The 24,507-nt window shown below is 53.7% G+C and carries 18 protein-coding genes and 7 pseudogenes; 15 read left to right on the forward strand and 10 right to left on the reverse strand.

Translation table 11 applies throughout. The annotated features are described in order from the left end of the window. The first annotated feature begins 43 nt into the window (after positions 1–43). A complete protein-coding gene (locus KRAC_RS56445) occupies positions 44–1,105 on the forward strand; it encodes a hypothetical protein (RefSeq protein WP_007922518.1) in 1,062 nt (353 codons plus the stop codon). 69 nt (positions 1,106–1,174) lie between these two features. Continuing rightward, positions 1,175–2,542 (forward strand): dipeptidase, encoded by a 1,368-nt coding sequence (locus KRAC_RS56450; RefSeq protein ID WP_007922519.1) that lies wholly within the window; start codon positions 1,175–1,177, stop codon positions 2,540–2,542. A gap of 361 nt (positions 2,543–2,903) precedes the next feature. Here the strand turns inward: KRAC_RS56450 and KRAC_RS79120 are convergent. From KRAC_RS79120 to KRAC_RS80630, 4 genes and pseudogenes are all read right to left on the reverse strand, one after another. Beyond that, positions 2,904–3,131 (reverse strand): annotated as a pseudogene (locus KRAC_RS79120) (hypothetical protein); the annotation flags it as partial. A 190-nt stretch (positions 3,132–3,321) separates the two neighbouring features. Beyond that, the gene (locus KRAC_RS56455) at positions 3,322–4,980 is read right to left on the reverse strand and encodes an IS1634 family transposase (protein WP_007922520.1); all 1,659 of its coding nucleotides are present in this window, start codon (positions 4,978–4,980) and stop codon (positions 3,322–3,324) included. A gap of 128 nt (positions 4,981–5,108) precedes the next feature. Then, a complete protein-coding gene (locus KRAC_RS56460) occupies positions 5,109–6,299 on the reverse strand; it encodes a WD40 repeat domain-containing protein (protein ID WP_007922521.1) in 1,191 nt (396 codons plus the stop codon). A gap of 200 nt (positions 6,300–6,499) precedes the next feature. Further along, positions 6,500–7,713 (reverse strand): annotated as a pseudogene (locus tag KRAC_RS80630) (ISAzo13 family transposase). A gap of 457 nt (positions 7,714–8,170) precedes the next feature. Here KRAC_RS80630 and KRAC_RS56475 point away from each other — a divergent pair. After that, complete coding sequence (locus tag KRAC_RS56475; RefSeq protein ID WP_007922523.1) at positions 8,171–8,605, forward strand: MarR family winged helix-turn-helix transcriptional regulator; 435 nt, start codon at positions 8,171–8,173, stop codon at positions 8,603–8,605. A gap of 53 nt (positions 8,606–8,658) precedes the next feature. Then, on the forward strand, positions 8,659–9,216 hold the full coding sequence (locus KRAC_RS56480) for a hypothetical protein (RefSeq protein WP_007922524.1): 558 nt from the start codon (positions 8,659–8,661) through the stop codon (positions 9,214–9,216). Here KRAC_RS56480 and KRAC_RS80635 read toward each other — a convergent pair. Continuing rightward, entirely contained in the window at positions 9,149–9,421 is a 273-nt protein-coding gene (locus KRAC_RS80635) for a restriction endonuclease (RefSeq protein ID WP_075164667.1), read from the reverse strand. The genes KRAC_RS56480 and KRAC_RS80635 overlap by 68 nt on opposite strands. Before the next feature lie 561 nt (positions 9,422–9,982). Between KRAC_RS80635 and KRAC_RS70030 the strand changes: the two are divergent. Next, positions 9,983–10,887: pseudogene (locus tag KRAC_RS70030) on the forward strand (ISAzo13 family transposase). A 169-nt stretch (positions 10,888–11,056) separates the two neighbouring features. Further along, complete coding sequence (gene argC, locus KRAC_RS56500) at positions 11,057–12,130, forward strand: N-acetyl-gamma-glutamyl-phosphate reductase (protein ID WP_007922531.1); 1,074 nt, start codon at positions 11,057–11,059, stop codon at positions 12,128–12,130. Here the strand turns inward: argC and KRAC_RS80640 are convergent. After that, positions 12,017–12,277: pseudogene (locus KRAC_RS80640) on the reverse strand (CGNR zinc finger domain-containing protein); the annotation flags it as partial. The gene argC and the pseudogene KRAC_RS80640 sit on opposite strands and share 114 nt — an antisense overlap. Positions 12,278–12,360: 83 nt before the next feature. On the opposite strand from KRAC_RS80640, the pseudogene KRAC_RS56505 reads away from it, so the two are divergent. Then, a pseudogene (locus tag KRAC_RS56505) lies at positions 12,361–12,621 on the forward strand (ISAzo13-like element transposase-related protein); the annotation flags it as partial. A 41-nt stretch (positions 12,622–12,662) separates the two neighbouring features. Here the strand turns inward: KRAC_RS56505 and KRAC_RS70040 are convergent. Continuing rightward, positions 12,663–13,510, reverse strand: a pseudogene (locus tag KRAC_RS70040) (IS5 family transposase). Between the two features lie 217 nt (positions 13,511–13,727). Then, positions 13,728–14,018 (reverse strand): hypothetical protein, encoded by a 291-nt coding sequence (locus KRAC_RS56520; protein WP_007922532.1) that lies wholly within the window; start codon positions 14,016–14,018, stop codon positions 13,728–13,730. Between the two features lie 926 nt (positions 14,019–14,944). On the opposite strand from KRAC_RS56520, the gene KRAC_RS56525 reads away from it, so the two are divergent. The 5 genes from KRAC_RS56525 (at position 14,945) to KRAC_RS56540 (ending at position 19,015) form a co-directional block, all read left to right on the forward strand. Continuing rightward, on the forward strand, positions 14,945–16,117 hold the full coding sequence (locus tag KRAC_RS56525; RefSeq protein WP_007922534.1) for an RNA-guided endonuclease TnpB family protein: 1,173 nt from the start codon (positions 14,945–14,947) through the stop codon (positions 16,115–16,117). 63 nt (positions 16,118–16,180) lie between these two features. Then, positions 16,181–16,699, forward strand: a complete 519-nt coding sequence (locus KRAC_RS56530; protein WP_007922535.1) for a hypothetical protein — start codon at positions 16,181–16,183, stop codon at positions 16,697–16,699. Between the two features lie 439 nt (positions 16,700–17,138). Then, a complete protein-coding gene (locus KRAC_RS77840; protein ID WP_007922540.1) occupies positions 17,139–17,306 on the forward strand; it encodes a hypothetical protein in 168 nt (55 codons plus the stop codon). 55 nt (positions 17,307–17,361) lie between these two features. Then, complete coding sequence (locus KRAC_RS64595) at positions 17,362–18,345, forward strand: sensor histidine kinase (RefSeq protein ID WP_007922541.1); 984 nt, start codon at positions 17,362–17,364, stop codon at positions 18,343–18,345. After that, a complete protein-coding gene (locus tag KRAC_RS56540) occupies positions 18,338–19,015 on the forward strand; it encodes a response regulator transcription factor (RefSeq protein WP_007922542.1) in 678 nt (225 codons plus the stop codon). The genes KRAC_RS64595 and KRAC_RS56540 overlap by 8 nt, the downstream gene beginning before the upstream one ends. A gap of 112 nt (positions 19,016–19,127) precedes the next feature. On the opposite strand, the gene KRAC_RS56545 is transcribed toward KRAC_RS56540, so the two are convergent. Beyond that, positions 19,128–19,793: a nucleotidyltransferase domain-containing protein gene (locus tag KRAC_RS56545; RefSeq protein WP_007922543.1), complete on the reverse strand. Its 666-nt coding sequence runs from the start codon at positions 19,791–19,793 to the stop codon at positions 19,128–19,130. Positions 19,794–20,012: 219 nt separating this feature from the next. On the opposite strand from KRAC_RS56545, the pseudogene KRAC_RS79125 reads away from it, so the two are divergent. Next, positions 20,013–20,751: pseudogene (locus KRAC_RS79125) on the forward strand (RNA-guided endonuclease InsQ/TnpB family protein); the annotation flags it as partial. Positions 20,752–20,997: 246 nt separating this feature from the next. Further along, positions 20,998–21,813: a class I SAM-dependent methyltransferase gene (locus KRAC_RS56555; protein ID WP_007922544.1), complete on the forward strand. Its 816-nt coding sequence runs from the start codon at positions 20,998–21,000 to the stop codon at positions 21,811–21,813. 757 nt (positions 21,814–22,570) lie between these two features. Here KRAC_RS56555 and KRAC_RS56565 read toward each other — a convergent pair. Beyond that, positions 22,571–23,197 (reverse strand): TetR/AcrR family transcriptional regulator, encoded by a 627-nt coding sequence (locus tag KRAC_RS56565; RefSeq protein ID WP_007922546.1) that lies wholly within the window; start codon positions 23,195–23,197, stop codon positions 22,571–22,573. Positions 23,198–23,438: 241 nt separating this feature from the next. Here KRAC_RS56565 and KRAC_RS56570 point away from each other — a divergent pair, with 241 nt between their 5' ends. Further along, positions 23,439–24,416, forward strand: coding sequence for a zinc-binding dehydrogenase (locus KRAC_RS56570; RefSeq protein ID WP_007922547.1), 978 nt, complete (start codon positions 23,439–23,441; stop codon positions 24,414–24,416). Positions 24,417–24,507 lie beyond the last annotated feature (91 nt).

A 24,507-nucleotide genomic window follows, 5' to 3' on the forward strand; every position in this document is an offset into this window, starting at 1 on the left:
AAAGAAACAGAACGCATCCAGACAAGGAGAACAAACACAGCGCATGACGCATTCTGAAGCGACTATCCAGATTACTTCCACATCGCTTCCCTCAACCCCTGTCTGGATGGGAGAAGTGGCGGCCTTTGCTCAGGTGCTCACCCATACGGGAATCTTGAAAGCGATCCAGGATCAGGTGCGTTTCGCTCGCGCACGCTTTGGGACGTATGATCTGATCGATTTTGTCGTGGTGCTTCTCGGCTATGCGATGTCCGGCGAACTCACGTTGAAAACATTTTATGAGCGTCTCTCGCCATTTGCCGCTCCGTTTAGGGCACTCTTTGGGCGTCACCTCTTGCCCCATCGCTCGACACTTTCCCGCTTTCTCGCCGCTCTCGATCAGGCCCCAGTGGAAGCTCTGCGTGCGCTCTTTCAGCAGGATGTGTGGACCCGCCAACCATTTTCCTCGCCAGGAGGATTGGTTGACCGGATGAGGCATCAGTGGCTGATCGTTGATGTGGACGGAACCCGACAAGCCGCTCGCCAACGTGCGCTCCCGCAGGCGGAGTCATTACCTACTCCCCATCGTCGTTTTGATCAGGTCTGTGCACCAGGCTATCAGGGGCGCAAACGGGGAGAAGTGGTGCGCACACGCACGGTCATCCTCCAGGCGCACACCCATCAATTTCTGGGCACATTTGGTGGGCCAGGCAATGGAGATTACCGAGGCGAACTGGTGCGAGCCATCCCGGTGATCACCGCCTATGCGACCAAACTGGGGCTTTCCACCGCTTCGGTGCTGCTTCGTCTGGATGGACTCTATGGCGACGCTGCTCCGCTCATCGATGTGCTCACTGCTGGTCTTGGCGTGATTGCCAGAAGTCGTGACTACCGTCTCCTTGATCTGGAGGCCGTCCAGCAGGTACTGGCACGTGCCCCAGATCAGGTGAGCATCCATCCTGAAAGTGGCATGACACGAACGCTTTATTGTTCCAAGAAGTCGAAAGCCACGATTATCGACGGCAATGCTTGCTGCAAGGGAGCACGGGGGGATATACTGAAGCTCAGCGCAAAGAGGCGTACCGGATTCCAAACGTACTATGCGGAGCGAGATCAACCAGGCTGATAGTGCCTTGTGGGAGATATCTCACGACAGGGATCTCGCCTGCCCCTTAGAAATGGAGAATCCACCACGATGTCATGGGAAACGTACCTTGCAGAGCAGCAGTTCCGCCACCAGGACGAGCTGCTGCAATTTCTCAGCATTCCCAGTATTTCGTCGCTGCCTTCCCACGCCGGTGAAGTGCAGCGAGCCGCTCAATGGGTAGCCGAACGTCTGGCAACAGCCGGTCTGGAACAGGTGCAGATCTTACCTACAGGGGGACACCCGGTTGTCTACGGAGAATGGCTCCATGCCCCTGGCAAGCCAACGATGCTCATCTACGGACATTTCGATACCCAGCCAGTAGACCCACTGGAACTCTGGGCCCACCCGCCTTTTGAGCCAACGATTATCGACGATCGCGTCTATGCTCGCGGCGCATCGGATGATAAAGGAAATATGTTTACCCCCATCCTGGGCGTCGAGGCGCTGCTCAAGACCGAAGGGGCACTGCCGCTCAACGTCAAATTCTTCCTGGAGGGACAGGAGGAGATTGGCAGTCCGCAGTTGCCCGCCTTTGTAGCCAGCCATCGCGACCTGCTGGCATGCGATCTGGTGCTCAGTTCCGATGGCGTCCAGTATGGTGAAGATCAGCCCTCGCTGTTGCTGGCCTGTAAAGGACTGGCCGGTATCCAGATCGATGTGCGCGGTGCGAAAAGCGATCTGCACTCCGGCATCTATGGCGGGGCCGTGCCCAATCCCATTCACGCCCTGACTGCGCTGCTCGCCTCCCTGCGCAGCTCCGAAGGCGCCATTCTGGTAGAAGGCTTCTATGACAGCGTCCTCCCGCTCTCCGCCGAGGATCGCGCGGCCATCGCCGCCATTCCCTTCGACGCACAGGACTATCAGGAGCAAATCGGCGTGACTGCTCTCCTTGCCGAGCCTGGTTACACCTCCCAGGAGCATCTTGCGGCCAGGCCCACGCTGGAGATTAACGGCATCTGGGGAGGCTTCCAGGGCGAAGGCGTCAAAACCGTACTGCCCGCCGAAGCGCATGCCAAAATCACCTGCCGCCTGGTCGCCAACCAGGAGCCTGCCGCCATTGTCGAGCTACTCACCCGACACGTCGAAAAGCACGCGCCTCCCGGCGTTCAGGTCACCGTCCACGCCCTGCCCGGCACCGCCCGGCCCTATCTGATCCCCGCCGATCACTGGGGCAACCAGGCAGCAGCCGACGTGCTACGGGAAATCTATGGCAAAGAGCCCTACTCCATCCGCGCGGGCGGCAGCATTCCCGTCTGCGAACTCTTCCTCAGCCACCTGGGAGCCTACACGGTCGGCTTCGCCTGGGGACTGATGGACGAGCAGATTCACGCCCCCAACGAGTTCTTCCGCCTGAGTAGCTTCCAGCGCGGGGCGGGTGCATATTGCAAGATCTTGCATCGCCTGGCGGAGAAATAAGAGAAGACAAAAAGAGAGCGAGCGTTCATTTTCCTAGGCACAAGAGGAAGGATGCGGATCTGCTCTCCGGACCTGGGAGCAGATCCGCATCCTTCCTCTTGTGCCAACCTTTCGGGCCTGTCTCAGCCATACAAACAACATCAATCTGATCAGTGCTGTGACGACTCCCCACGCCTAAAGGCTGTCACTTATACACAAATATGCGATCTTGAGAAAGAACACGGAAGCGATGCGCTGCAGGTGCCTCGTTTTTCCCCACACGAGAGGTGACACACGTTCGGTGAAAACGTCGCTTGTCTCGCCAAGCTGAAAGCACATCATTGTGCATCAAGGGGCGTTTTTTCAACACCTTTCCCTCGCATCATTCTGAGGATCTTCTACAAACGTTCATATTTGTGTATAAGTGACAGCGCCTAAAGGCGGGGATCTCCTCATCTTGCTTCGGCTTTGCACGCTTGGAGAGATTGGCAGGCGCAATATCTTCAAACACGATCGTTTCACAGGTATTCACCAAACGACGTGACCATTGGTGCAGGTAATCTTGTCTCTGATGGCAAACCTTGCAATGGAGACAAGCAACTCGCTTGACTGCCTTCTTGAGTCGAAACGCTTTCCGATGGGGTGATAAACGTGTATCAGGTCACCAAACTATCTCAGTACCTCTGTGACAGAGAAGAACCAGCCGCAAGACACTGAATTGCGGCTGGTTCTTCTCTGTCACAATTAGTATTTACACTGCTTCTGCCGCCACAAGGTGCATTAACCCACATTTCGCAGTTTCAACTGGAGGAAAGATAGATTTGTTCGTAGAGCGGCCCGAAGAGGAATAAAATGAGGCGATGAACCGTTTGAAGACGCAAAACCAGGGTATGGGAGGAAGAGGGGGTCTGGATATGGAGCAATTCAATCCCCTCAAAACATTGGAAGACCCAACGCATCGTCGGGCGCGCGGTGGGCTTGTTGAGTTGATCGGGAATGGTCTGGGCTGTTTCGGCTAAGCGCGTGCGCAGACGAAACTCTGCCAAGCGATAGACCAACAAGCACAGCACCATAATCAGGCTGAGCGCCATGATCCGTTCCGGTTTTTTCACGAACACGGAGGAAGCCAAGAACAAGGGATCTTTGAGAAAGCGAAACCCGCGCTCGACGCCCCCTTGCTCTTTGTAGATGGTAGTCAGCTCCTGATCAGAAAGCTCCGTCTCCTCCAAGATATTGGCCCCTACAATCCAGCAGGCTTTCCGAAAGGCTTCTTGTTCAACTCGTTCTTGGTTCACGCTCACCGTCGCCACAACTTGCCACTCCGTTGTGAGCGGACTTCCCTCCTTGCTGGGTCGTCCCCGCTTGGCATGACGCACATGAGCCACCAGCTCATACGAGAGATCCAGCCAGATCGGTTGGCCTTTCGTCTCCCGAACCAGCGCTGCCTGGGCATCCGTTTCGCAGGCAAAGCGACGCGTGCCCAGGTGCCAGCACTTTTTCTCCCACTCGCTGTGCGCACGCGTGACCTGGCGCTGGAGCGTGGCCTGGCTCCGCTGCTTTGAAGCTGAGGTGTACACAATGACCCAGCGTTCCTTGCCCTGCGGCAGATCCATGCTGCGGCTCACCCAATGCGTGCTGCCGTCTTCTGAACTGTGCCAGGTCTCATATGTGTACGCCAGCGCCTCTTTGGCACCTGTTGAGGTCTCCGACACCCGGCTGACCCACTTGACCTTCGCCTGATTCAAGGTGCGCATATTCGCTTCGCTGTACACACCATTGTCGGCTACATAAACGGCTGGCGTCTCATCACTCACCCGCAACTGTTCCTGGATAGTCTGGATCGTTGCCAATAAGCTGACCTTATCGCTGCTGTTGCCAGCAAGGGGTTGCAGAAAAAGCGGAATATCCCCCTCGTGGGTAGTGGCCAGAGCCAGCATCCACTGTTTGAGATCCTCGCGATGGTCGCGTGAATAGCCATAGGTGATGGCGATCACTGCTGGATCAGCCCCTACTGCCGTTTCTTCCTTGGCTGAGGCATACTCCCCACTGACGGAGAAGGATGTGGTATCCACATGGACCTGCTTGGCAGAGATCCCAAAGATCTGGCGGGCTCGCCAAGCAATCCCAGCAAACAGTTTGGTGGGATCATGGGCGTAGAGCCAATCCAGCGTGCGTCCGAGGCAATCGTCATTAAGCATCTCTGCCGTGATCCCCTTCCCCAGCAGGTGTTCGACAGGCTTGTTGGCAAAGTATTGCGGGACTAAATACAACTGACGATTGCTGAACCCCAATCCATTGAGGATCATCGCCATTGTTGCCGTTCCCACGCTCACCTGTTGTCGATGGTTGGGATCTTGTTCATCTAACCAGGCGGCCAGACCGATTTCTTGGCACACTCCCGCCACAATCCCCAGGTGATCCAGTCGTTTATTCACATACCCCTCTGTGGCTTTTGGCATCTTGCGCCCTCCAGGCTAAATTCTCTGCTCTCCATGCCGCAACACATCGGTGACGTTTCTGGGCTATCGTCCCTCACAGATAGGTTCCTTGACCAAACGAGTGAAGCCACTACAATGCCGTGCATTGCTTAGTCTGGACTCCAGACCTGGACGGTCTTATCATCGCTTGCCGAAGCAATGAAGCGGCCATCGGGCGACCATGCTATCCCCGTCACTTTGTCGGAGTGGCCAGTATAGGCAAAAACATTTCTCCCAGTCAGAGCATCGCAGACCTGGACGGTCTTATCATCACTTGAGGTGGCAATGCGCTTCCCATCGGGCGACCACGCTACATCATTGACTCCAGAAGAATCAAACCAATTTCCATGAACCGGATAGTGACCAAGAAGCTTGCCTGTGGAAACACGCCAGACCTCCAGTTCCGTGTTATCCTGAGAATAAACGGCGAGGCACTGATGATCAGGTGACCACGCTACCGTGTCATCAACGAGAACATCAGGATAGACGATGACATCACTGCCATCGGAGGCATCCCAGGACTCCGTTCTATGGTCAGAATTGCAGAAGAGACGTTTCCCATCGGGCGACCACCCTAGCTGCGCGCTGGTGCCAACACCGACATGGGTGTAAGCCAGCGTACCGTTGGCCGCCTCCCAGACCTGCACGGTGTTATCCCAACTTGCCGATACGATATGTTTCCCATCGGGCGACCATGCGACAGCACTCACACTATCTGAATGGCCAGTGTAGGTGAAAACAGGGGTCCCGTTGGTGGCGTTCCACATCTGGACAGTATACGCCCAGATATCAAAAATGTTCCCATGAGAATCCGGTGGTTTTTGCCCGACAATACTGTTCACGGGAGCAGCAATGAATTGGCCATCAGGTGACCACACAGCGTCACCGAAACAGAGTTGCCATGGATCGAAGGATGGCAAGGCAGAGCGACCGGAACCTCTGGAAGCGTCTGTATACGTGCAAACAGGGGTGCCGCTGAAGGCTGCCCACACCTGCGCATTCACGCCGGATGAGACGATGCGCTGACTATCAAGTGACCACGTCAGCCCACCTATGTTAGAACGGCTACAGTAGGTAAAGAGAGATCTTCCCGATGATTTCGACGGCCTGATGCTCGACGAATTGCTGATTGTCTGGGCAAGAAAAAACGCGGCTGTTCCTCCTCCAACGCAGAGACCCCCTCCAATGAGGCACCCGGCTCCTATCAGGGCAGTCCGGCGCGAGAAGCGCGATGCCCCTGGCTTGGTCAGGTTTGACTGAAGTGGCGAGTCATTGAATGATTGGTTCCCATGATCCATCATAAAAGCTCCTTTGCAACTCTCTGTGGGTAGAGCGCAAATCATGTGTTTGCAGTAAAAGTTCCTCTTGAAATGATTGTAGGAGTTTTGGGCAAATTGTGCCAGGTACCCAGGAGCGACGGATCAGAAAGGTTACCGCTATTTTAAACACATCAGCTCTGCGCCTCTCAATTCCCGGATTCCTGTTAGGGACTCTCAAATAATTAATTATCCCTGCCAACAGGCAGAGAATACATGATATCTACGAACCATTTCTCCAGGGAAGGCCATCGCTGGAGGTGGGTTTCCACCCCTTGCATGGCTTCCTTCGTCAGCTTCACCCCGGTCTGATAGGTGGTCGTCACCAATTCGACCATCGGATGGTTCCCTTTCCAGGTCATCGTTTTGGCAAATTGGATGACGGCATCCACTGAATCGAGCAAGGACCCATTCCAATGCTGTTCTAAAATGCCCCAACAGCGCTCAACCGGATTGTATTTGCTATGATAGGGTGGATAATACGCCAGACGGACGGCGATCTGATACTGTTGCACAAATTCGAGCAAACGCTGCATAAACTGGGTGCGACGACTGTGATTCTCCGGTCCATTATCCACATTGATGACGAGGGTCTTGATGTGGGAAAAGCGCTCTTTCACGCTCTCCCACCACTGCACCAGACGATCCACCAGACAGTCGCTGGTCACTTTGGAGGCGACTCCGTACAGAAAGAACTCATCGGAAGCGGGCAGGAAAATCCCCACTGGTGTCACTGTGGCTTTTGCCTCAAAATCATGGTCAGCCGCTTTGGTTAGCACGCGACTCTTTCCTCCTCGTGCAAAGGGACCAACTTTGACTGTCGCCTTGGCATCCATCGAAAGACGTAAGGTCGAGTCTTGCGCATCTGCCTCCTCATTGACCTGTTTTAGATGCTCGAAGATGATATCCGTTTCTGGGAGTTTTTTTGGGGTTGCGTCTTGGCCACCTTTCTGAGAGAATATCCCAGCGCGTTGAGCTTGGTCGTGATCGTGACTGCCGTTGGTAATTCAGCATCGGTGTAATGGAACGTCGTGATCAACTGGCGACGGACTTCTGCGGCAGTCAGACGCGTATAGAGTCGAGTACTGCGAAACTGCGGATCGGCCTGGCTTTGCCCATCCACAATGGTGATGAGATCCTTCAGCAAGTTCGGCAGATGCTCTTCACTGCGTTTCCTGCCTCGAAGCTTGAAGGCATCTACACACACCCGTCCGCTTTTCAGTTCATGCTCGCCTTTCCTGATCGTTGCACGATTCCAGCCCAACTCCTCTTTGGCTCGACGTTGCCCTCCTTCTCCCAATGCTCGTACCGTCCGTGCCATAAAAAGACGACGAGCGCTGCCTTTTAATTCATTTGCTGTCTTGATCAGTAACTCTTTCACCTCCTCCGTCAGTTCCATCTTTCATCCTCCCGTAGCTTTTTTGCTTCTAGTCTATCATCTCTAGGCAAGGATGTTTCTGGGGTGATTTAATTTTTTAGCTTCCCTTAGTGGTATTTGTGGGGAGCAGAAAAGCGTTGGCACTGGCTGTCAGGAACAACCAGACCATTGTTAGGCAGACGGCACTTCAGCAGTTGCTGATCGAATCCCCAGGGAAAAATACAAAAGCTCACACTTGAGTGAACGTAGCCCTTTCTGGGCTACGTTCCTATTCCAACTTTTGGTTCCTACTATTCACAAACCCCTACCAGCCCCTTAAGGCCCTTGAGTACGAATGGAACCGGAAGACAACGCTAAGCGCTTAGCGTTGTCTTCCGTTCCATTCGTACTCAAGGGCCAAATACGCGCTCCTCCTCTTGACAAAGGAAGCACTGCTGGCTTAATATGTGTATATACACTTTTACAAAGAGGGAAAGAAATGGCTAGGCCGGACTTTTTTGATGTACGTCAATGCGTGTGCGCGGCCCTTCGTCATGCTGATCGCGCAATTACCCAAACCTATGACGAGATCCTTGCTCCGAGCGGTCTGCACATCACGCAGTTTACGCTGCTCGCGGGCCTTGCTCAGGCTGCTCCCATCTCTATCAACCGCCTAGCGGAACTGATGGGGATGGATCGGACGACCTTGACGCGCAATCTCGGCCCGTTACGCCAGCAGGGATGGGTTCGAGTTGAGGAGGGCGAAGATCATCGGGTGCGGGTTGTGACACTCACCGAAGAGGGCAAACAGGTTCTTGCGCAGGCCATGCCATTCTGGCAACAGGCCCAGAAACAGATGATTCAACAGCTTGGCTTAGAACATGTTGAGGCATTACTCGCTGAACTCTCGACGGCGGTCGAGTCACGTCACTAGCGCCTTCTTTTTTCTCCCATTACGTGTAATTACACCTATTAAGGAGAGCGTATATGAACCTTGCATTTCTTGCATTTCTGGTCAGTGTGATGGTTAGCCTGCTTTCCTTCACACTGATTGCTTCCTGGTATGTTGTTCCCCGTTTGTCGAAGCAACCGTATATGCAGGCATTACTCCCATTGGTCCTGCTAAATGTGTTTCGGACAGGGGGGGTAGTGTTTCTGCTCCCACAGGTGATGGGAGGGACTCTTCCGTCTGACTTTGCCGTCCCCGCTGCTTATGGCGATCTCCTCACGGCCGTCTTAGCTTTGCTGACTGCCCTCGTGCTACGGCTTCGGCCAGGGTTGGCCCTCCCGCTTGTTTGGCTGCTCAACATTGTGGGGTTCGCCGATCTGTTGTTCGCCACATACAAAGGCGTGGTAGTCGGCTTTCCATCCTTCCACGTTGGGGTTGCTTGGTTTATCCCAACCGTGTATGTGCCGCTCTTAATAGTGAACCATGTCGTTGTCTTCTGGTTCCTGCTGCGGGTTATGCCATCCGCTGTCAAGATTGCTCCTGCCCCACTAAACGCGCTTGCCAGTGTACAGGAAGGCGCTCCCAACAGGCAGTAACGATGGTGAGGAGCTGCGAGCCGTCGATCACGGTGAGCCAGCCGCGTGAGCGGCCCATTTCGCACGCGTGGATGGCCTCGCTGGTGAAGGTGGAGGTGGTAACGAAGATTAGCTCGCGGGCGGCAAAGTTTTCGCGTGCGCCCATAAATTCGCGGATCTGGGGCGAGTCAACCGTGGTGCGAGGAGCGTAGCGTTTGCACTGCACAATCAGGACATTGCTGGTAAATTAACCGAAGGGCTGACAGTTTTTGAACTGAAGGGTGGAAATTTGCATTGAAGGGTTGGAATCAACTGCCTCTCTTGAGACGAAGCCGCCCCGAGAGCGGCTTGTTCCACGCGTTTTCTGTAAATTCGGAGCACGACACGGCGACCTCGATCCGGCGAATCCGCTCGTCAGCTGATACGGATCAGACAGCTCTGGTGTGCAGACGGCTCATGCGCTGGTCACACACAGGCTGAAAAGTGGGAAGACACGAGCGTGAGAAGGGTCGGGCACGAGAGGTGAATTTACAAAAACGGTGCGTAACGATCCGCCTCTGGGGCGGTTTTTCCAGGCACCCTCGCGTCAAGTTCCATCCTTTAGTGCAAATTTCCACCCTTCAGGGAAGCTAAAAAATTAAATCATCCCAGAAACATCCTTGCCTAGAGATGATAGACTAGAAGCAAAAAAGCTACGGGAGGATGGAAGATGGAACTGACGGAGGAGGTGAAAGAGTTACTGATCAAGACAGCAAAAGAATTAAAAGGCAGCGCTCGTCGTCTTTTTATGGCACGGACGGTACGAGCATTGGGAGAAGGAGGGCAACGTCGAGCCGAAGAGGAGTTGGGCTGGAATCGTGCAACGATCAGGAAAGGCGAGCATGAGCTCAAAAGCGGACGGGTGTGTGTAGATGCCTTCAAGCTTCGAGGCAGGAAACGCAGTGAAGAGCATCTGCCGAACTTGCTGAAGGATCTCACCACCATTGTGGATGGGCAAAGCCAGGCCGATCCGCAGTTTCGCAGTACCCGACTCTATACGCGTCTGACTGCCGCAGAAGTCCGTCGCCAGTTGATCACGACGTTCCATTACACCGATGCTGAATTACCAACGGCAGTCACGATCACGACCAAGCTCAACGCGCTGGGATATTCTCTCAGAAAGGTGGCCAAGACGCAACCCCAAAAAAACTCCCAGAAACGGATATCATCTTCGAGCATCTAAAACAGGTCAATGAGGAGGCAGATGCGCAAGACTCGACCTTACGTCTTTCGATGGATGCCAAGGCGACAGTCAAAGTTGGTCCCTTTGCACGAGGAGGAAAGAGTCGCGTGCTAACCAAAGCGGCTGACCATGATTTTGAGGCAAAAGCCACAGTGACACCGGTGGGGATTTTCCTGCCCGCTTCCGATGAGTTCTTTCTGTACGGGGTCGCCTCCAAAGTGACCAGCGACTGTCTGGTGGATCGTCTGGTGCAGTGGTGGGAGAGCGTGAAAGAGCGCTTTTCCCACATCAAGACCCTCGTCATCAATGTGGATAATGGACCGGAGAATCACAGTCGTCGCACCCAGTTTATGCAGCGTTTGCTCGAATTTGTGCAACAGTATCAGATCGCCGTCCGTCTGGCGTATTATCCACCCTATCATAGCAAATACAATCCGGTTGAGCGCTGTTGCAGGGCTTTCCAATTCTAAAAGGATGAGTATGCAAAAGCCTTGTTCTCAGATTCAATTGGTGGTTTCAATCAAGACGCAATGAGCGTACAATATGCATAGCTATCATCACCTACTCAGCTATCAGAGAACGCCTTCTCATCTGGCTGAATAGCGGCTGGAAGACTATTTCCTACGGGAGGAATATTCATTGCAACAAAATCTCTATCGCATACAAATTGTTGGAGCAACCGGCTATGGCGGTCTAGGACTTATTGAACAATTGATGCGCCATCCAAATATCGAACTCACCTCACTGCTTGCTAAAACAGATACGGGAATGCAGTTGAGTAAAATCTTTCCCCATCTCACCGGCTTCTGTGATCACATTGTCGGAGAGGTCCAGGATGAACGGATAGGAGAGAATGCCGATCTCGTCGTCTTCGCCACACCCGACCGTGTGGCAATGAACTACGCTGCCTCCCTCATCCAGCGCGGCATCAAAGTCATTGACTACTCCGGCGATTTCCGTTTTTCAGATCTCGCTGTCTACGATCGCTACGCTGCTCGCAAACCTGGAATGGGTGGGAAACCTCACCAGGCTCCTGAACTTTTGAAACAGAGCGTTTATGGCGTACCTGAGCTATTCCGCGAGAAGATTCAAAATGCCTCCCTGGTCGGCAACCCCGGCTGCTTCGCCATTGCGATAGAGCTCGCACTGGCTCCGGCTCTGCGCTCTGGCATTCTCAATCCTCAATCGATCATCGTCGATGGCAAAACGGGAACATCCGGTGGAGGCAAAAAACCATCGACCGTGAACCATTTCTCTGAACAGAGTGAAAATGTCCTGCCCTACCGGGTAGCAAATCACCAGCACGGCACAGAGGCAGAGGGTGTATTGACACACGTCAGTGGTTCTCCGGTTGGAATAACCTTTGTGCCTCATCAGATTCCTACATCGCGTGGCATTGAATGCGCCATTTTTGGACAGTTGAACCGGGAAATCTCACTGGAAAAAATCCAGGAACTCTATCATGAGTCTTACTCCCATGAACCATTTGTACGCGTGCTTCCTCCAGGAGTCGCACCGGGGCCCAAAGCTGTGCGCGGCAGCAATCTTTGCGACATCTCGCTCTTCGTGGATCAGGCGAACAATCGACTGGTGATTATTTCATCCATCGACAACCTGCTCAAAGGTCAAGCGGGAACAGCGCTTCAGAATATCAATTTGATGCTCGGTCTTGAGGAAACTACCGGGATTAATCGCGTTCCCCTCTATCCATAAAGCAGATTTATGTGTCGATACGTGGGCAATTTTACTGATGCCTTCCACTTTCTTAATGGCCCTTAGCCGCTGAGAGTGCTGGCGCACTCTGACACGATTGCCACAGTCCTGGCTATTGCACCAGTGGCAACTTTGGTTCCTGCTCCTGTCAAGAAAAAGTCACCCACACCCAGGGCTTCCCAATTGTTCCTCACGGATCGGTGTTCCGTTTTTTAGAATTGGAAAGCCCTGAGCGCTGTTGGGGCATTTTAGAACAGCACTGGAATGGGTCCTTGCTCGATTCGGTGGATGCCGTCATCCAATTTGCCAAAACGATGACCTGGAAAGGGAACCATCCGATGGTCGAATTGGTAACGACTACCTATCAGACCGGGGTGAAGCTGACGAAGGAAGCTATGCAAGTGGTGGAAACCCACCTCCAGCGATGGCCTTCCCTGGAGAAATGGTTCGTAGATATCATGTATTCTCTGCCTGTTGGCAGGGATAATTAATTATTTGAGAGTCCCTTAGAAGGTGTGCAGAATGACACCAGTTAGGGAGCGGCGCGAGCCAGCCTGGCCACCATCAGTTTACTCATCGCGAGAGAGATCAATGCCTCGCTACTCGAATAGGTGCCCTCATAATCGCGGGAGAGCCGACGGTTCTGGGTGATCCAGGCATTGGTGCGTTCCACTACCCATCGGTGGGGAAGGAGGTGGAAACCTGGGGGAATGATCGCATTCCAGTCGACTTCCTCCCCTTCTTTCACCCAGACGGCGCGAATGCCGGTCCAGGGATGATTCACCACCTCCACACGTACCCCCAGGTGCTCTTTGACCCACTGCTCTCGCGTGGTGGCCTGCATACCCGCTATCGACCCAGATCAGCTGGAGACGAGGCAGCGCTCCTTTCAGAGGCAGAAGCAGAACCTTGCCTCCTTCCCGCTCATCGATGTGAGCGTTCAGCACTTTCACCGCGATCACCAGCCCCTGGGTGTCAACCAGCACAAACCGTTTTCTGCCGTGGATTTTTTTTCCCGCCATCAAACCCGCGCTCATCACCGCGCACCGAACTCGTTTTGATCGATTGACTATCGAGAATGGCGGCACTCGGTTCAGGATCGCGCCCAAGGCTTACGCGCAGATCACGTCGCAGGGCTGCATTCACGTGTTCCCAGACGCCTGCCTGTTTCCACAGGCGGAAATAGAGATACACCGTGCTCCAATGCGGCAAATCATGGGGCATCATGCGCCAGGCACACGCACTCCGCAGCACATACAAGATGCCATTGAGGATTTCCCGCCGCGCAATTTCCTGCGGACGTCCGCCTGGCTTCTCTCCTGGAATCAACGGCTCCAGAATCTCCCATTCTTCGTCTGTTACATCTGATGGATACGGCATCCGCAGAGAGTGAGTACTTTCCCATCATCCCGCTCCTTTCGATAGCTTTGCTCGGCTTTTTTCTCTCCTTTCTCTTTTCTATCGGCTAGTTTTCGGCTTTCTGCACACCTTCTTAATCAAGTGCGGAATGTGGGCATTAATTCAGCATCAGTAGCATTGAGTGCTAAAACAAGAAAACCCTTACTCACTCGCCGCCTAGTTTTTTAAGATATTCATGTCATCCAGCATGCGCATGAGTTGTTTTTGTTTTGTTTGCAGAAGATTTTGGGCTTTGTTCTCGGCACAAGATCACCAGGCTCTTCAGTACTATCAGCACCTTGTGTTCTCCGTCCAACGTCATAGCCAACTCATATATGGCAGGTGACCCAGACATAGCCGGAATCTCTTGGAGCAGTTCAACGCCAGGCACTATTTCGCCTGACGAAACAAAGGTGAGGTCACCACAAATATTACGGAAGGTCATGGATCGTTGGAATACGAGCATGTAAGTTTCCGGCTTCTGCTTCATCGCGCATCTCTCCTGAACAATCATAGTACAACTGTTATCGTTGGCCTTAGACGAGATAGAAAGCACATTCTGGCATCATTTCTATCTGCAATGTGTACTACTAGCATGTCCATTCATCCGTTTGTCCTTCTCTACGAGCGCACAATGTTTCTATTTTCTAAAAAATGCGTTACAATTTATACGTTACCAAAATGGTATTTAACTTTATATAGGCGTGGCGATTCATCCACGAGGTCTTCAGCCTCGTGGATGAATCGCCGGACCGCCTCTTGTTCTTTTGAGCAAGAGACGATCCATTGACTCAAAAACTCTGCCCGAAGGCAGGTGGTGCGTATCCCTTCGCTATAACCACGAAGGGAATTCGACTTCATCTCGACAAGGTTCAAAAGGCTTTTTCTGCTGAGAGCACCGGCCCTTCCCTCAAGCCTACTTAACTCTCAGCGACAGAGCAGCGGCCTGATGCGTCAACCGCAGGTGTCATGACCTATTCGAACGTAGCGCCCATTTCTGGGGCTGAGTCTGGTGAACTCAGACTTCCGAAGAAGCTACAGAACCAAGTTTTCAGTGACTTCCGAAGAAGCCGCTGCGTCTTCAGCTCAGCGGTAGTTCACTACAGACGTGATGCGCGCACCTGTAATGTAAGGAATCCTTACATTACAGGTAAATAATAGGGATAAATGAGGTACTTGTCAAGCTTTTTCTAATATTTCTTCCTCATTTAGTATTTTGTGATGCAAATGAGAGGAATGTGTTATAAACAATTCTACGTTGTGTAACATGTAGATATAGATTTCAAAATTTTATCTAACCGCGCCAGAAGACCCCTGTTGCGCAAACATGGGGATGAATGGCGCGCTCCTTTCTTGGGGTGGATAGGGCAGTGCAAATTGTTGCATTTTTACGCCGTAACTGCTATAATGTAACCTATGAAACAGAAACGCGCTTTCAAGTACCGCGTGTATCCCACGCCAGAACAACAGCAGATCCTTGCTCAAACCTTTGGATGCTGTCGCTTCGTCTATAACTGGGCATTGCGCAAGAAAACCGATGCCTATTACAACGACCATCAGCGACTCTATTACAAAGAGTTAAGTATCCTGTTAACTGACTTGAAAAAGCAAGAAGAGACGCACTGGTTGAACGAGGTTTCCAGTGTGCCCTTGCAGCAGGCTCTTCGCCACCTGGACAAAGCGTTTCTCAACTTCTTTGAAGGACGTGCCAAATACCCGACCTTCCACAAAAAGCGAAATACCCAATCCGCCACGTATACAGCCAATGCTTTCACCTGGCGCAATGGCTCTCTTACGCTTGCCAAGATGAGCGAGCCTCTCCAGATCGTGTGGTCGCGTCCTCTGCCAAACGAGGCCATTCCTTCAAGCGTCACTATCACCAAAGATTGCGCTGATCGCTACTTCATCAGTCTCCTTGTGGAAGAGGAAATTGCCCATCTGCCTTGCAATGAGAAGGCGATTGGTGCTGATCTTGGCTTGAAGTCCTTTGTGGTTCTCTCGACGGGTGAAGTGGTAGGCAATCCCAGATTCTTTCACAAGGACGAAAAGAAACTGGCGAAAGCTCAACGCCGCCATGCCAAGAAGAAAAAGGGCTCGAAAAATCGAGACAAGGCGCGTCTCAAGGTCGCACGCATTCATGCTTGTATCGCTGATCGTCGCCGTGACTTCCTGCACAAGCTCTCTACCCGCCTGATTCGTGAAAACCAAACGATGTGCGTGGAGAGTTTGCAGGTCAAAAATATGGTCAAGCACCCAACCCTGAGCAAAGCGATCAGCGATGTGGGATGGAGTGAGTTTGTGTCTCAGCTCGAATACAAGGCAGACTGGTATGGTCGAAACCTTGTCAAGATCGACAAGTGGTATCCCTCCAGTAAACGGTGTTTCGAGTGTGGTCATATTCTCACCTCCTTACCGCTTGATATCCGCCAATGGGATTGTCCTGAATGTGGTATCCATCATGACCGCGATATCAACGCTGCCAAGAATATTGTGACCGTGGGGCTCACGGTCCTCGCCTGTGGAGAGTCCATAAGACCAGGACGGGTTTCGTCTCGTTCTGGCAAGACTCAGCGAAGCAGGAAACCCTAGAGGCGACTCTAGGAATCCCCTGGCTTTAGCCATGGGGAGGATGTCAATAACAGGAGAATAATATTGCCAAAAGAGCGAGAGCAACATGTTCCAATTGAGGTGCAAAAGCTAGCCGAAGAAATACTCCACATGTTTAAAGCATCTAAGGAGAAAGGCATCACGACTGAGATGTTGGGACAGAAATGTCGTACAAATCGTCAGTGGGTTTCTAATCTCCGGTCTATTTTTAAGAACATTGACAATAATATATTAGAACCATTGCCAGGATGGCCTGCCATTGTTACGTTAGTAGTTGCCATGACCCCAGATGATGAACTGGCGTATGGAACTCACTTGAAGTGGATGCTAACTGAACTGAGCGCGATGTACGACGCTGCTGAAGAAGCTCATCCACATAAATATGGCTCCATCACCGCCACACGTGAGGCTATCAAAAAATCGTCAAAGAAAGCCCTGGATACAGCCTCGAATGCGGCGCTGGTTAATGAGGTCCAGGCTTTAGACGCTAACGTGCGACGACGAGAGCTATCAAAACAGGCGCAAGAGGCTGCGATGCGTGCTGCACAGAAAAAAAATCGCTAGAAGCCTATGGCCTATATCTCCGCCGTGCCACGTGAAGGTTACAACTGCTCCAGCGGGCAGCGCATAAGAGAAGGTTGTTGCCTCGGCGCTACTCGCACAGCAAAATGACACGAGTTTTTAGGAATCAATATCCCGTCCCTCAAGGCAGGAGTTTTACGCTGCGGTCTGATAAAAAAGGGTGTTTGCGGGCGGGCGTGCCCGCAAACACCTCCCTCTGCCTCGTGCCAGGTATGAGGTATACTTGAGGTGCCTGAATGACTGTAGATATACTAAGCGACTATGAACAGTTATTTCTTCTCGACGACGACGCAATGGCCTGGAAATCGGCAGTGGTGCGCCGCAGACGATCCACAGTGGCGTGTACTTTGTGGCGCTTTCTCCCCCTCCTGCAGATTTCAAGGACGTGTCTCCTCTTACGCAATTGCAAAGTGGCGTTGTCATGAAGCCCACATTGCCCCTCTCATCCATCCCCATCTTCTTGCTGCTTGTGGCGCTTTATAGCTTCTTGCTCTGGAGAGGGCTTTCTGGCCTGGTGCAGCCCCGGTTCTTCTGGCTGTATTTCTTGTTGCAGGGGCTGCTCGTCGTGGCAATGCAGTGGGGGGGGTGAGCAGCCAAATCTCGCGCTGAATTGCTACCTGGTGCTGACGCTGTGCGCAGTAGCCATGTTCAAACGCGCTGTCCCGGCGCTCCTGATTGGCACCTGCTACCTGCTGCTGTTTTTTGTCTCGCTCAGCATAAACATCCCTTACGGCGTTCCCCTTGGGATGCACCTGGCGGCGCTCTGGCTCAGCTTCTGGAGCTTCTCCGATTTGACGACGATTGTCTTTTTCGTGCTCGGATACCTGATGCTCTACACGCAGCAATCGAGCGCTCAAATACAACTCGAACAGGCTCATCTGGAATTACAAGGAGCGTATAGCAGGCTCGCTGCCTCGTCCAGACAAATTGAAACGCTGACCTTGCTGACCGAACGCCAGCGCATAGCACGAGAACTGCATGATACCCTGGCCCAGGGAATAGCCGGGATGATCATGCAATTGGAGGTCACCTCCGCCCAGATAAATCGCAAGAACTATCAGGAGGCACAACAGGTACTCAGCCAGGCGCTCTCCTATGCGCGCACAACCCTGCAGGATGCGCGTCATGCCATTACGAATCTGCGTTCCAGAACCCCTCGTGTGGATCAGTTCGTCGAGTCGGTTCAGGGAGAGATCGCGCATTTTTTCCAGACGACTGGCATCGTGTGCCACGCCCACCTGGACGACCTGATCCATACGCCTACTCACGCTTGCGAACATGTCCTGCGCGTCATCGGCGAAGGGTTAAGCAATGTGGCACGCCATGCGCAGGCCCGGCGGGTGAGCGTAGAAGCAAGGGTCGTGGAGACGTGGCTCTCGATCGTGGTGCAAGACGATGGTCGGGGCTTTGATCCTGACAACCAGGCTCTCTACAGCGGTCATTATGGATTGCTGGGGCTGAAAGAGCGAGCCAACCTGGTAGAGGGGACCCTGTCGGTGAGCAGTTCAGATGGAAAAGGAACGACACTTGAGTTCCGTATCCCTCTCGCCACATCAGGCGCTCCAGTCCCATCTCGCACAGAAGCGAGTCAAACCTCTCCGAGCGTCGAGGAGCAAACCTATGTCTGAGAAGATCCGCGTGGTCATCGCCGACGATCACCCGATTGTCCGTACTGGCCTGCGCTTGATGCTTGGCATGGAAGAAGGGATTGACTTGGTAGGCGAAGCCGCTGATGGAAGCGCCGCGCTTCACCTGATCAGCTCACTTGAGCCCGATGTGGTCTTGATGGATTTGCGTATGCCTGTTATGGACGGGTTGGAAGCCATTGAGCGGATACGTGTCCAGTGGCCCCACATCGCCATCATCGTGCTGACCACCTACGATGAAGACGATTTGATGCTGCGTAGCCTTCAAGCGGGCGTTCGTGGCTACTTACTGAAAGAAAGCAGTCTTGAGACGGTTTTGCAAGCGATTGAGAGCGCTGCCCGTGGCGATATGCTGCAGCAGCCGGAGCTGATGAAACGCATTCTGGATCATGCGACGCAGAAGAGATCAGCTCCATCAGCTGCACACGAGAACAGCGACTTCCATCTGACGGCACGTGAGCGGGAGGTGTTGGCCGGGATCGCATCTGGAGAGCGGGGTAAAGAGGTTGGTGCTCGCCTGGGGATTACACGTCGCACGGTCGAGTCCTATCTGAACAGCATCTACACCAAACTGAACGTCGATTCGCGGGCCGCGGCGGTCGCCATTGCTATCGAGCACGGTCTGCTTCCCAGGCGAAGGGAAGAGACCTGATCCGCGATTGGCGATGTCAGGCTATCTTATTCGCGCTAGAAGACCCCTGCGCTTTTAGCCCTGCCACTTATACACAAATATGAGATATCAAGAAAAAACCCAAGAACGGCAATCATATGCTCAAATGAAGATTGCCGTTCTTGAGTTTTTTCCGGTGTGGAACAAAATGTGAAACTTCTGGTCTGATCCCTGCTCGGCGAAAATCATGCAGATGCTTTTCAGAAAGAGCGCCGCCATGAAGGTGAATGTAGGCCTCTTTCTGCATTAAGACGGTGCGGTAGTGCTCAATCCAGACGGTTTGCCCTTTATAGTGGACACTTCTGATCGTGTTCCATGACTTTCCTTCCCATACAGCCCGATCGCCCCGGATAGTAAACGTGCCGTCCCAGACACTTTCCGTCCCTGCATACACGGCCATCGAGATTTCACCGTCCGCCCCCACAGCAATCGGATAGACATCAGCAAAATAATCGTTGGCTTCATTGATTACCGAGAAAGCGTTACGCAAGGGCTCCATATCTGTATCTTTGGATACAATATATCCTTGCGAGCGGAACCGCTCTTGCCACCACGCTGTATCTTCTTCCCTCGGATAAAAGTCCAGGTCGGGATGAGGACGTGTAAAGCCTCCGAAATTGAGGTCGACCGCGATCCCACCGCCGAAATAGTACTGCTTCTGATAGTTCTGGGCTGCTTCGGCAATACGTAGTAATAACTCTTCAAGCAAGGTCGTCCAGCGATTGAGATCCTCTTCGTTCGTCGTAGGATAATCCTTCATTCTCGCAACCAATCTTTCCAAAATGAGATTCCCCCACTTTTGCGGAGGAGTGAAAGTTTAGCGTATACTTCTCGCAAAGGAGACAATGGCTAGCACTCGACAAAAAACGCAAAAGTGTGTAAGACATGTATATGTACACGCCGAGAGACTTTGGCAAGAGAATTCACGTTTCCGTGAAGACGCTGCAACGATGGGATCGGCAAAGGTGCTCAAAGCCTGCGGAACAAGCGCAAACACGTGGTGTGTGAGCGGGTCAAGATCCTGGGGGCAAGCGTCTCTTGTGAAGCAGGACACTGGTACGTGAGTATCCAGGTCGAGATCAAGCGCGAGCGTCCTCCGACTCCTGCAGCTGTGGTAGGAGTGGATGTAGGTATCAAGCAAACTGCTATAGTTTCGGATGGACGACGGCTTGAGAACCAAAGGCCGTTCGCACTCCATCTCAAGAGGCTCGGCAAGCTGCAACGAAAACTCAGCAAGAAACAAAAGACGAAAGATCCTGAAACCAGGCAAACCGTCTTCAGCAAAAACTATGAGAAGCAACGGCTCAAAGTGGCATGCAAACATGCTCAGATTGCCACCATCAGGGCGGACATCCAGCACAAGTTCACGACGGAACTGGCGAGGACGTGCGGGGTAATTTGCATCGAAGACCTCAATATCCTGGGGATGATGGCCAACCGCAAGCTCGCGAGATCGGTGGCCGATTCCGCGATGGGGCAACTGTTGCAGTTCCTCAAGACCAAAGTGGCCAACGCCGGGGGAGACCTGTTCATTGTCTCTCGCTGGTTTCCCTCGCGGCATCCGCTGTTCGTGCTGTGGGCATGTCAAAAAGCGCATGCCGCTGAAACATCGGACCTATCAGTGTCAGCAGTGTGGCCTGGTCATGGACCGAGATCTCAATGCCGCCTTGAATGTGTTGTGGTTTGCAACTGAACAGCTTCGCCAACTTCATGCGTAAAGTTGGCCGTCCTGGGCAGTGGCTACGACCGACGACGTAAAAGCGCCTGTGGAGCCAATGTGAGACCGAAACGAGGGGCTGATCCAAAGGTCCTCGTGCCATGGCAACTGGCTGTGAAGCAGGAACAACTGACCGCTCAGGCGTGTCTTGCACACGTTTGGGTATGAGAAAGGTAGCAGGGAAGGGATCCTGGACAAAGTCCGGCCAACGTACTGGAACGACCAGAGACGAAAGGAAGAGAACCTGATGGAAGCCGAAAAAGTTTACCTGACGAAGGAGAAAGAGACGTCCCTCATCACCCTGTATAGCAGGGCCCTGGAAAGTCGCTCGCAGGACCCAGTGCTGCGGGACGAGGCAGCCGAGGAGGCGATCCGTCGCATCGACTACGATTTCGGCAGACTCAAGCTGCGTAAGATGGAGACACTCTTCATAGCGAACAGGGCCAAACAGTTTGATCTGTGGACCTCCCAGTATCTGGCCGAGACCCCTGACGCGACAGTGCTGCATCTGGGCTGCGGTCTGGACAGCCGCGTCTTCCGGCTCAATCCAAACGCCTCCGTGCGCTGGTTTGATGTGGACTACCCCGAAGTCATCGAGGTCCGCCGACGCCTCTACCCCGAGCGTGCCGACTACTTCATGATTGGTTCGTCGGTGACGGACCCCGGCTTTTTGGACGAGGTACCGACAGATCGCCCTGCGATGATCGTTGCCGAGGGGGTGATGATGTACCTGGCAGAGCACGACGTGAAGCAGCTCCTCAACCGATTGACCGACCATTTCCCGAGTGGGCACATGGCCTTCGATGCGATGAGCCGATGGGGGACGAGGGTGGCAAAAGCCGACCCGAGCTTCGGAGCGACGGGCGCATCCTTCCGCTGGGGGATCGATGACCCCCAGGACCTCGGGCACCTGGAGCCGAGACTCGAACTCGTCACAGAGATGAGGGTACCCGACCTGCCAGGGTACGCCAAGCTGCCTTGGGCGATGCGCGCGCTCGCCCGGGTGCTGGACCCCATCCCCGCCCTACGGAGGCTGAACCGACTTTTGCTCTATCGGTTCTAGCCTGACCTGTTCATGGTTGGCCGGGCGAAACGCTGGCATCGAAGCTCGGAAGCAGCAAGGAGCCCCATGCCCAAGCGAGCGACAAGGATTCAGTTGAAAGAGAGCATATTGAATGAGGGAGTGCGACACAAGGCCGACACTCCCTTGGGCGCAGCGTCGCTGCTCCGTAAGCTTGGTGCCATTTCCATCCCCCGGCTCTACTCCTTTCCGCTGAGGCGCGCCATAGGTATGCTAAAAAAACGACCAAAGCACTCTTCATCTAAGAGACACTTTCACCTTTAGGCCATGTGACTTCTAAACACAGATGATTGTTGTGACACTCCACATGGTCTAAAGACCAGTGGCTTCTCGCAAGTACATTTTCTCCTTGCGAGCTACGCGCATAGCATTGCTGCTATCCGTGGGTCGTGCCATTCGACCAACTACAGGGGAGCAATCGATTATCCCCTGATACTTTTGTACGTTGATTGAAATGCCTACACGTTGCAATTGCTCTCTTTAGCAAGTAGCCGTGGTCTTTGGCTAACACGGTAGCGTTTTTACCCATAGCCCTTCGCTATGGAACCCATACACTATTCAGTTCTCAATGTACTGCTGATCAATTCTTTTCGCGTACAGAAAAAACGGAAGGGCAAGGGCTAAAGCCGCAAACGCCTAACCACGGGATGAATCCCCGTGGCTTGCGGCGGGCTAAAGCCCAATAACGTCACCTCAAGCGGCCCCCGAGAAAAAGGAACAGGAGGCGAGCAACGCGGAATCATTCCCACGTACTTGCCTCCTTGAGCAGCGCAATGATCAGCCGCCAGCAGTACATTGCGATCTGCTCCGGCGAATACGGCCTGTTCTGCTCTAGCCACCACGTGACGGTATCAATGAGCAGCGCGTCAACAAGCGCGGGCACCAGTCCAGCGACATTTGGGTGACTGGAGATCGCTCGCTTCCCATTGGCATTCGAGGCTGGCACTTGCTCGTGTTCGCGTCTTATCTCGGCCAGAGAAGCACGCATTTTCTGCGCAAACCAGGGACTTCCTTTCCCGCTGAGCAGCACGCGGTACATCCGCTCATATTCCGTGAAATGCTCGAAGAGCCTCACCCAGCGCTGCGGTGTGGGTGCGTTTGACGGATCGAAGTCACTGAGCGAATCGTGTGAACGATGACCGACATCGTTCACCAGAGCCTGCATGGCCTCGTCAAAGATCTGCTCGACCAGGTCGTACTTATCCTGATAGTAGCGGTAGAACGCGGCCCGGCTCACCATGGCGCGTTCGGCAATCTCTCCCACGGTGATCGCGTCGAAACCACGCTCCTCAATCAACTCAAGCAGGGCGTCCCGCAGGAGCTTGCGTGTGCGCCTCGTGCGTAAATCGCCGGAGTTCTGAGTCATTTTGCGCTCCTTGTCTCAGCTAAGACAAATCCCCTCGATTGATTCTTGTTTCTCGCTGCCTATCAGACTACACTTTTCATAGACAGATCGTCATGTAGCGACCATTGTGTCACGAATTGATACTCTCGTCAATCTGCTGTTCTGCAGAGCCAAAGTTTCAGGCTGCCACTCCTCATCTTTCTCTTTTTCCTGGGGTGTGGCAGCCTGAGGGACACAGTATTGAATAGTAAGGGGACTGCTCATGCGTATTGTACAGGTACATCAATTTGGCCCACCGGAAGTATTGACGCCTGTAGAGCAAGAAGAGCCACAGGCAGGACCAGGACAGGTCGTTATCGCGATTGAAGCAACGGGCGTCGGCTTCGGAGAGACCCTTATACGTGCCGGGAAGTACCCATACCCGCTTCCGTTTGTACCCGGTTGGGAGGTTGGTGGTCGGGTAATTAAAGCTGGGCCGAATGTCGATCAGTCCCTATTGGGAGAGCTCGTCGTGGCGCGCAGCATGGCTGGCGGCGGCTACGCCGAGCAGATAGCCGTCGATACTTCCAATGTTTTCCCCATTCCAGCAGGACTATCAGTTGAGCAGGCAATGGGCGTGTTTCTGGCCGGACAAACAGCCGTCTGCCTACGAAAAGCGATGGACATTAAAGCGGGTGATACGGTGCTGATCACCGCGGCGGCGGGCAGCGTCGGCTCGCTGCTCATCCAACTGGCGAAGGCGGCGGGCGCGAGCACAGTAATTGGTGCGGCGCGAGGAAAGGCGAAGCTCGATGCGGTCTCTCGGCTGGGAGCTGACGCGGCCATCGATTACAGCGAGGACAATTGGGTCGAGCAGGTGCGCGAGGTCACGGAAGGCAAGGGCGCCGACGTCGTGCTGGATTCGGTTGGAGGAACCATCGGGCGCCAGGCCTTTGAAGCAACGGCCAATGGCCACGGCCGCATAGGCATTTATGGAGCCTCCTCTGGAGATGGCATCACGATAGAGACCCTGGCTCTAGCGAGGCGAGGCGTCACCGTGATTGGCGCCCTGGGAATCGCGATGGCGATGATGGAGCAGGAGCAGGTGATGCGCGCCAACGTCGATTTCGTGCTGGCCGAGGCGGCTGCCGGGCGACTGACCGCTGTCATCGGCCAAACCTTTCCTCTGGAGCGCGCCGCCGAGGCTCACGCCGCCCTGGAGGCGCGCCGGACCATCGGTAAAGCGCTGCTCATCCCTTGATGAATCTGTCAGCAGGCCAGCACGGGGTTGCGGGCCTGCTGACAGATTTCGCACGTGAGTCGTTCCAGTCCGTCTGTTGGATGTGCGAAAA

It is taken from the genome of Ktedonobacter racemifer DSM 44963 (genome assembly GCF_000178855.1).
Lineage (GTDB): Bacteria > Chloroflexota > Ktedonobacteria > Ktedonobacterales > Ktedonobacteraceae > Ktedonobacter > Ktedonobacter racemifer.

Bases quoted from the DNA above. Each gene is read 5' to 3' on its own strand.
- KRAC_RS56540 (WP_007922542.1), top strand. From the start codon at position 18,338: ATGTCTGAGAAGATCCGCGTGGTCATCGCCGACGATCACCCGATTGTC.
- KRAC_RS56555 (WP_007922544.1), top strand. From the start codon at position 20,998: ATGGAAGCCGAAAAAGTTTACCTGACGAAGGAGAAAGAGACGTCCCTC.
- KRAC_RS56480 (WP_007922524.1), top strand. From the start codon at position 8,659: ATGAACCTTGCATTTCTTGCATTTCTGGTCAGTGTGATGGTTAGCCTG.
- KRAC_RS64595 (WP_007922541.1), top strand. From the start codon at position 17,362: ATGTTCAAACGCGCTGTCCCGGCGCTCCTGATTGGCACCTGCTACCTG.
- KRAC_RS77840 (WP_007922540.1), top strand. From the start codon at position 17,139: ATGAAGCCCACATTGCCCCTCTCATCCATCCCCATCTTCTTGCTGCTT.
- KRAC_RS56525 (WP_007922534.1), top strand. From the start codon at position 14,945: ATGAAACAGAAACGCGCTTTCAAGTACCGCGTGTATCCCACGCCAGAA.
- KRAC_RS56445 (WP_007922518.1), top strand. From the start codon at position 44: ATGACGCATTCTGAAGCGACTATCCAGATTACTTCCACATCGCTTCCC.
- KRAC_RS56475 (WP_007922523.1), top strand. From the start codon at position 8,171: ATGGCTAGGCCGGACTTTTTTGATGTACGTCAATGCGTGTGCGCGGCC.
- KRAC_RS56455 (WP_007922520.1), bottom strand. From the start codon at position 4,980: ATGCCAAAAGCCACAGAGGGGTATGTGAATAAACGACTGGATCACCTG.
- KRAC_RS56450 (WP_007922519.1), top strand. From the start codon at position 1,175: ATGTCATGGGAAACGTACCTTGCAGAGCAGCAGTTCCGCCACCAGGAC.
- KRAC_RS56520 (WP_007922532.1), bottom strand. From the start codon at position 14,018: ATGAAGCAGAAGCCGGAAACTTACATGCTCGTATTCCAACGATCCATG.
- KRAC_RS56545 (WP_007922543.1), bottom strand. From the start codon at position 19,793: ATGAAGGATTATCCTACGACGAACGAAGAGGATCTCAATCGCTGGACG.
- KRAC_RS56460 (WP_007922521.1), bottom strand. From the start codon at position 6,299: ATGATGGATCATGGGAACCAATCATTCAATGACTCGCCACTTCAGTCA.
- KRAC_RS56565 (WP_007922546.1), bottom strand. From the start codon at position 23,197: ATGACTCAGAACTCCGGCGATTTACGCACGAGGCGCACACGCAAGCTC.
- KRAC_RS56570 (WP_007922547.1), top strand. From the start codon at position 23,439: ATGCGTATTGTACAGGTACATCAATTTGGCCCACCGGAAGTATTGACG.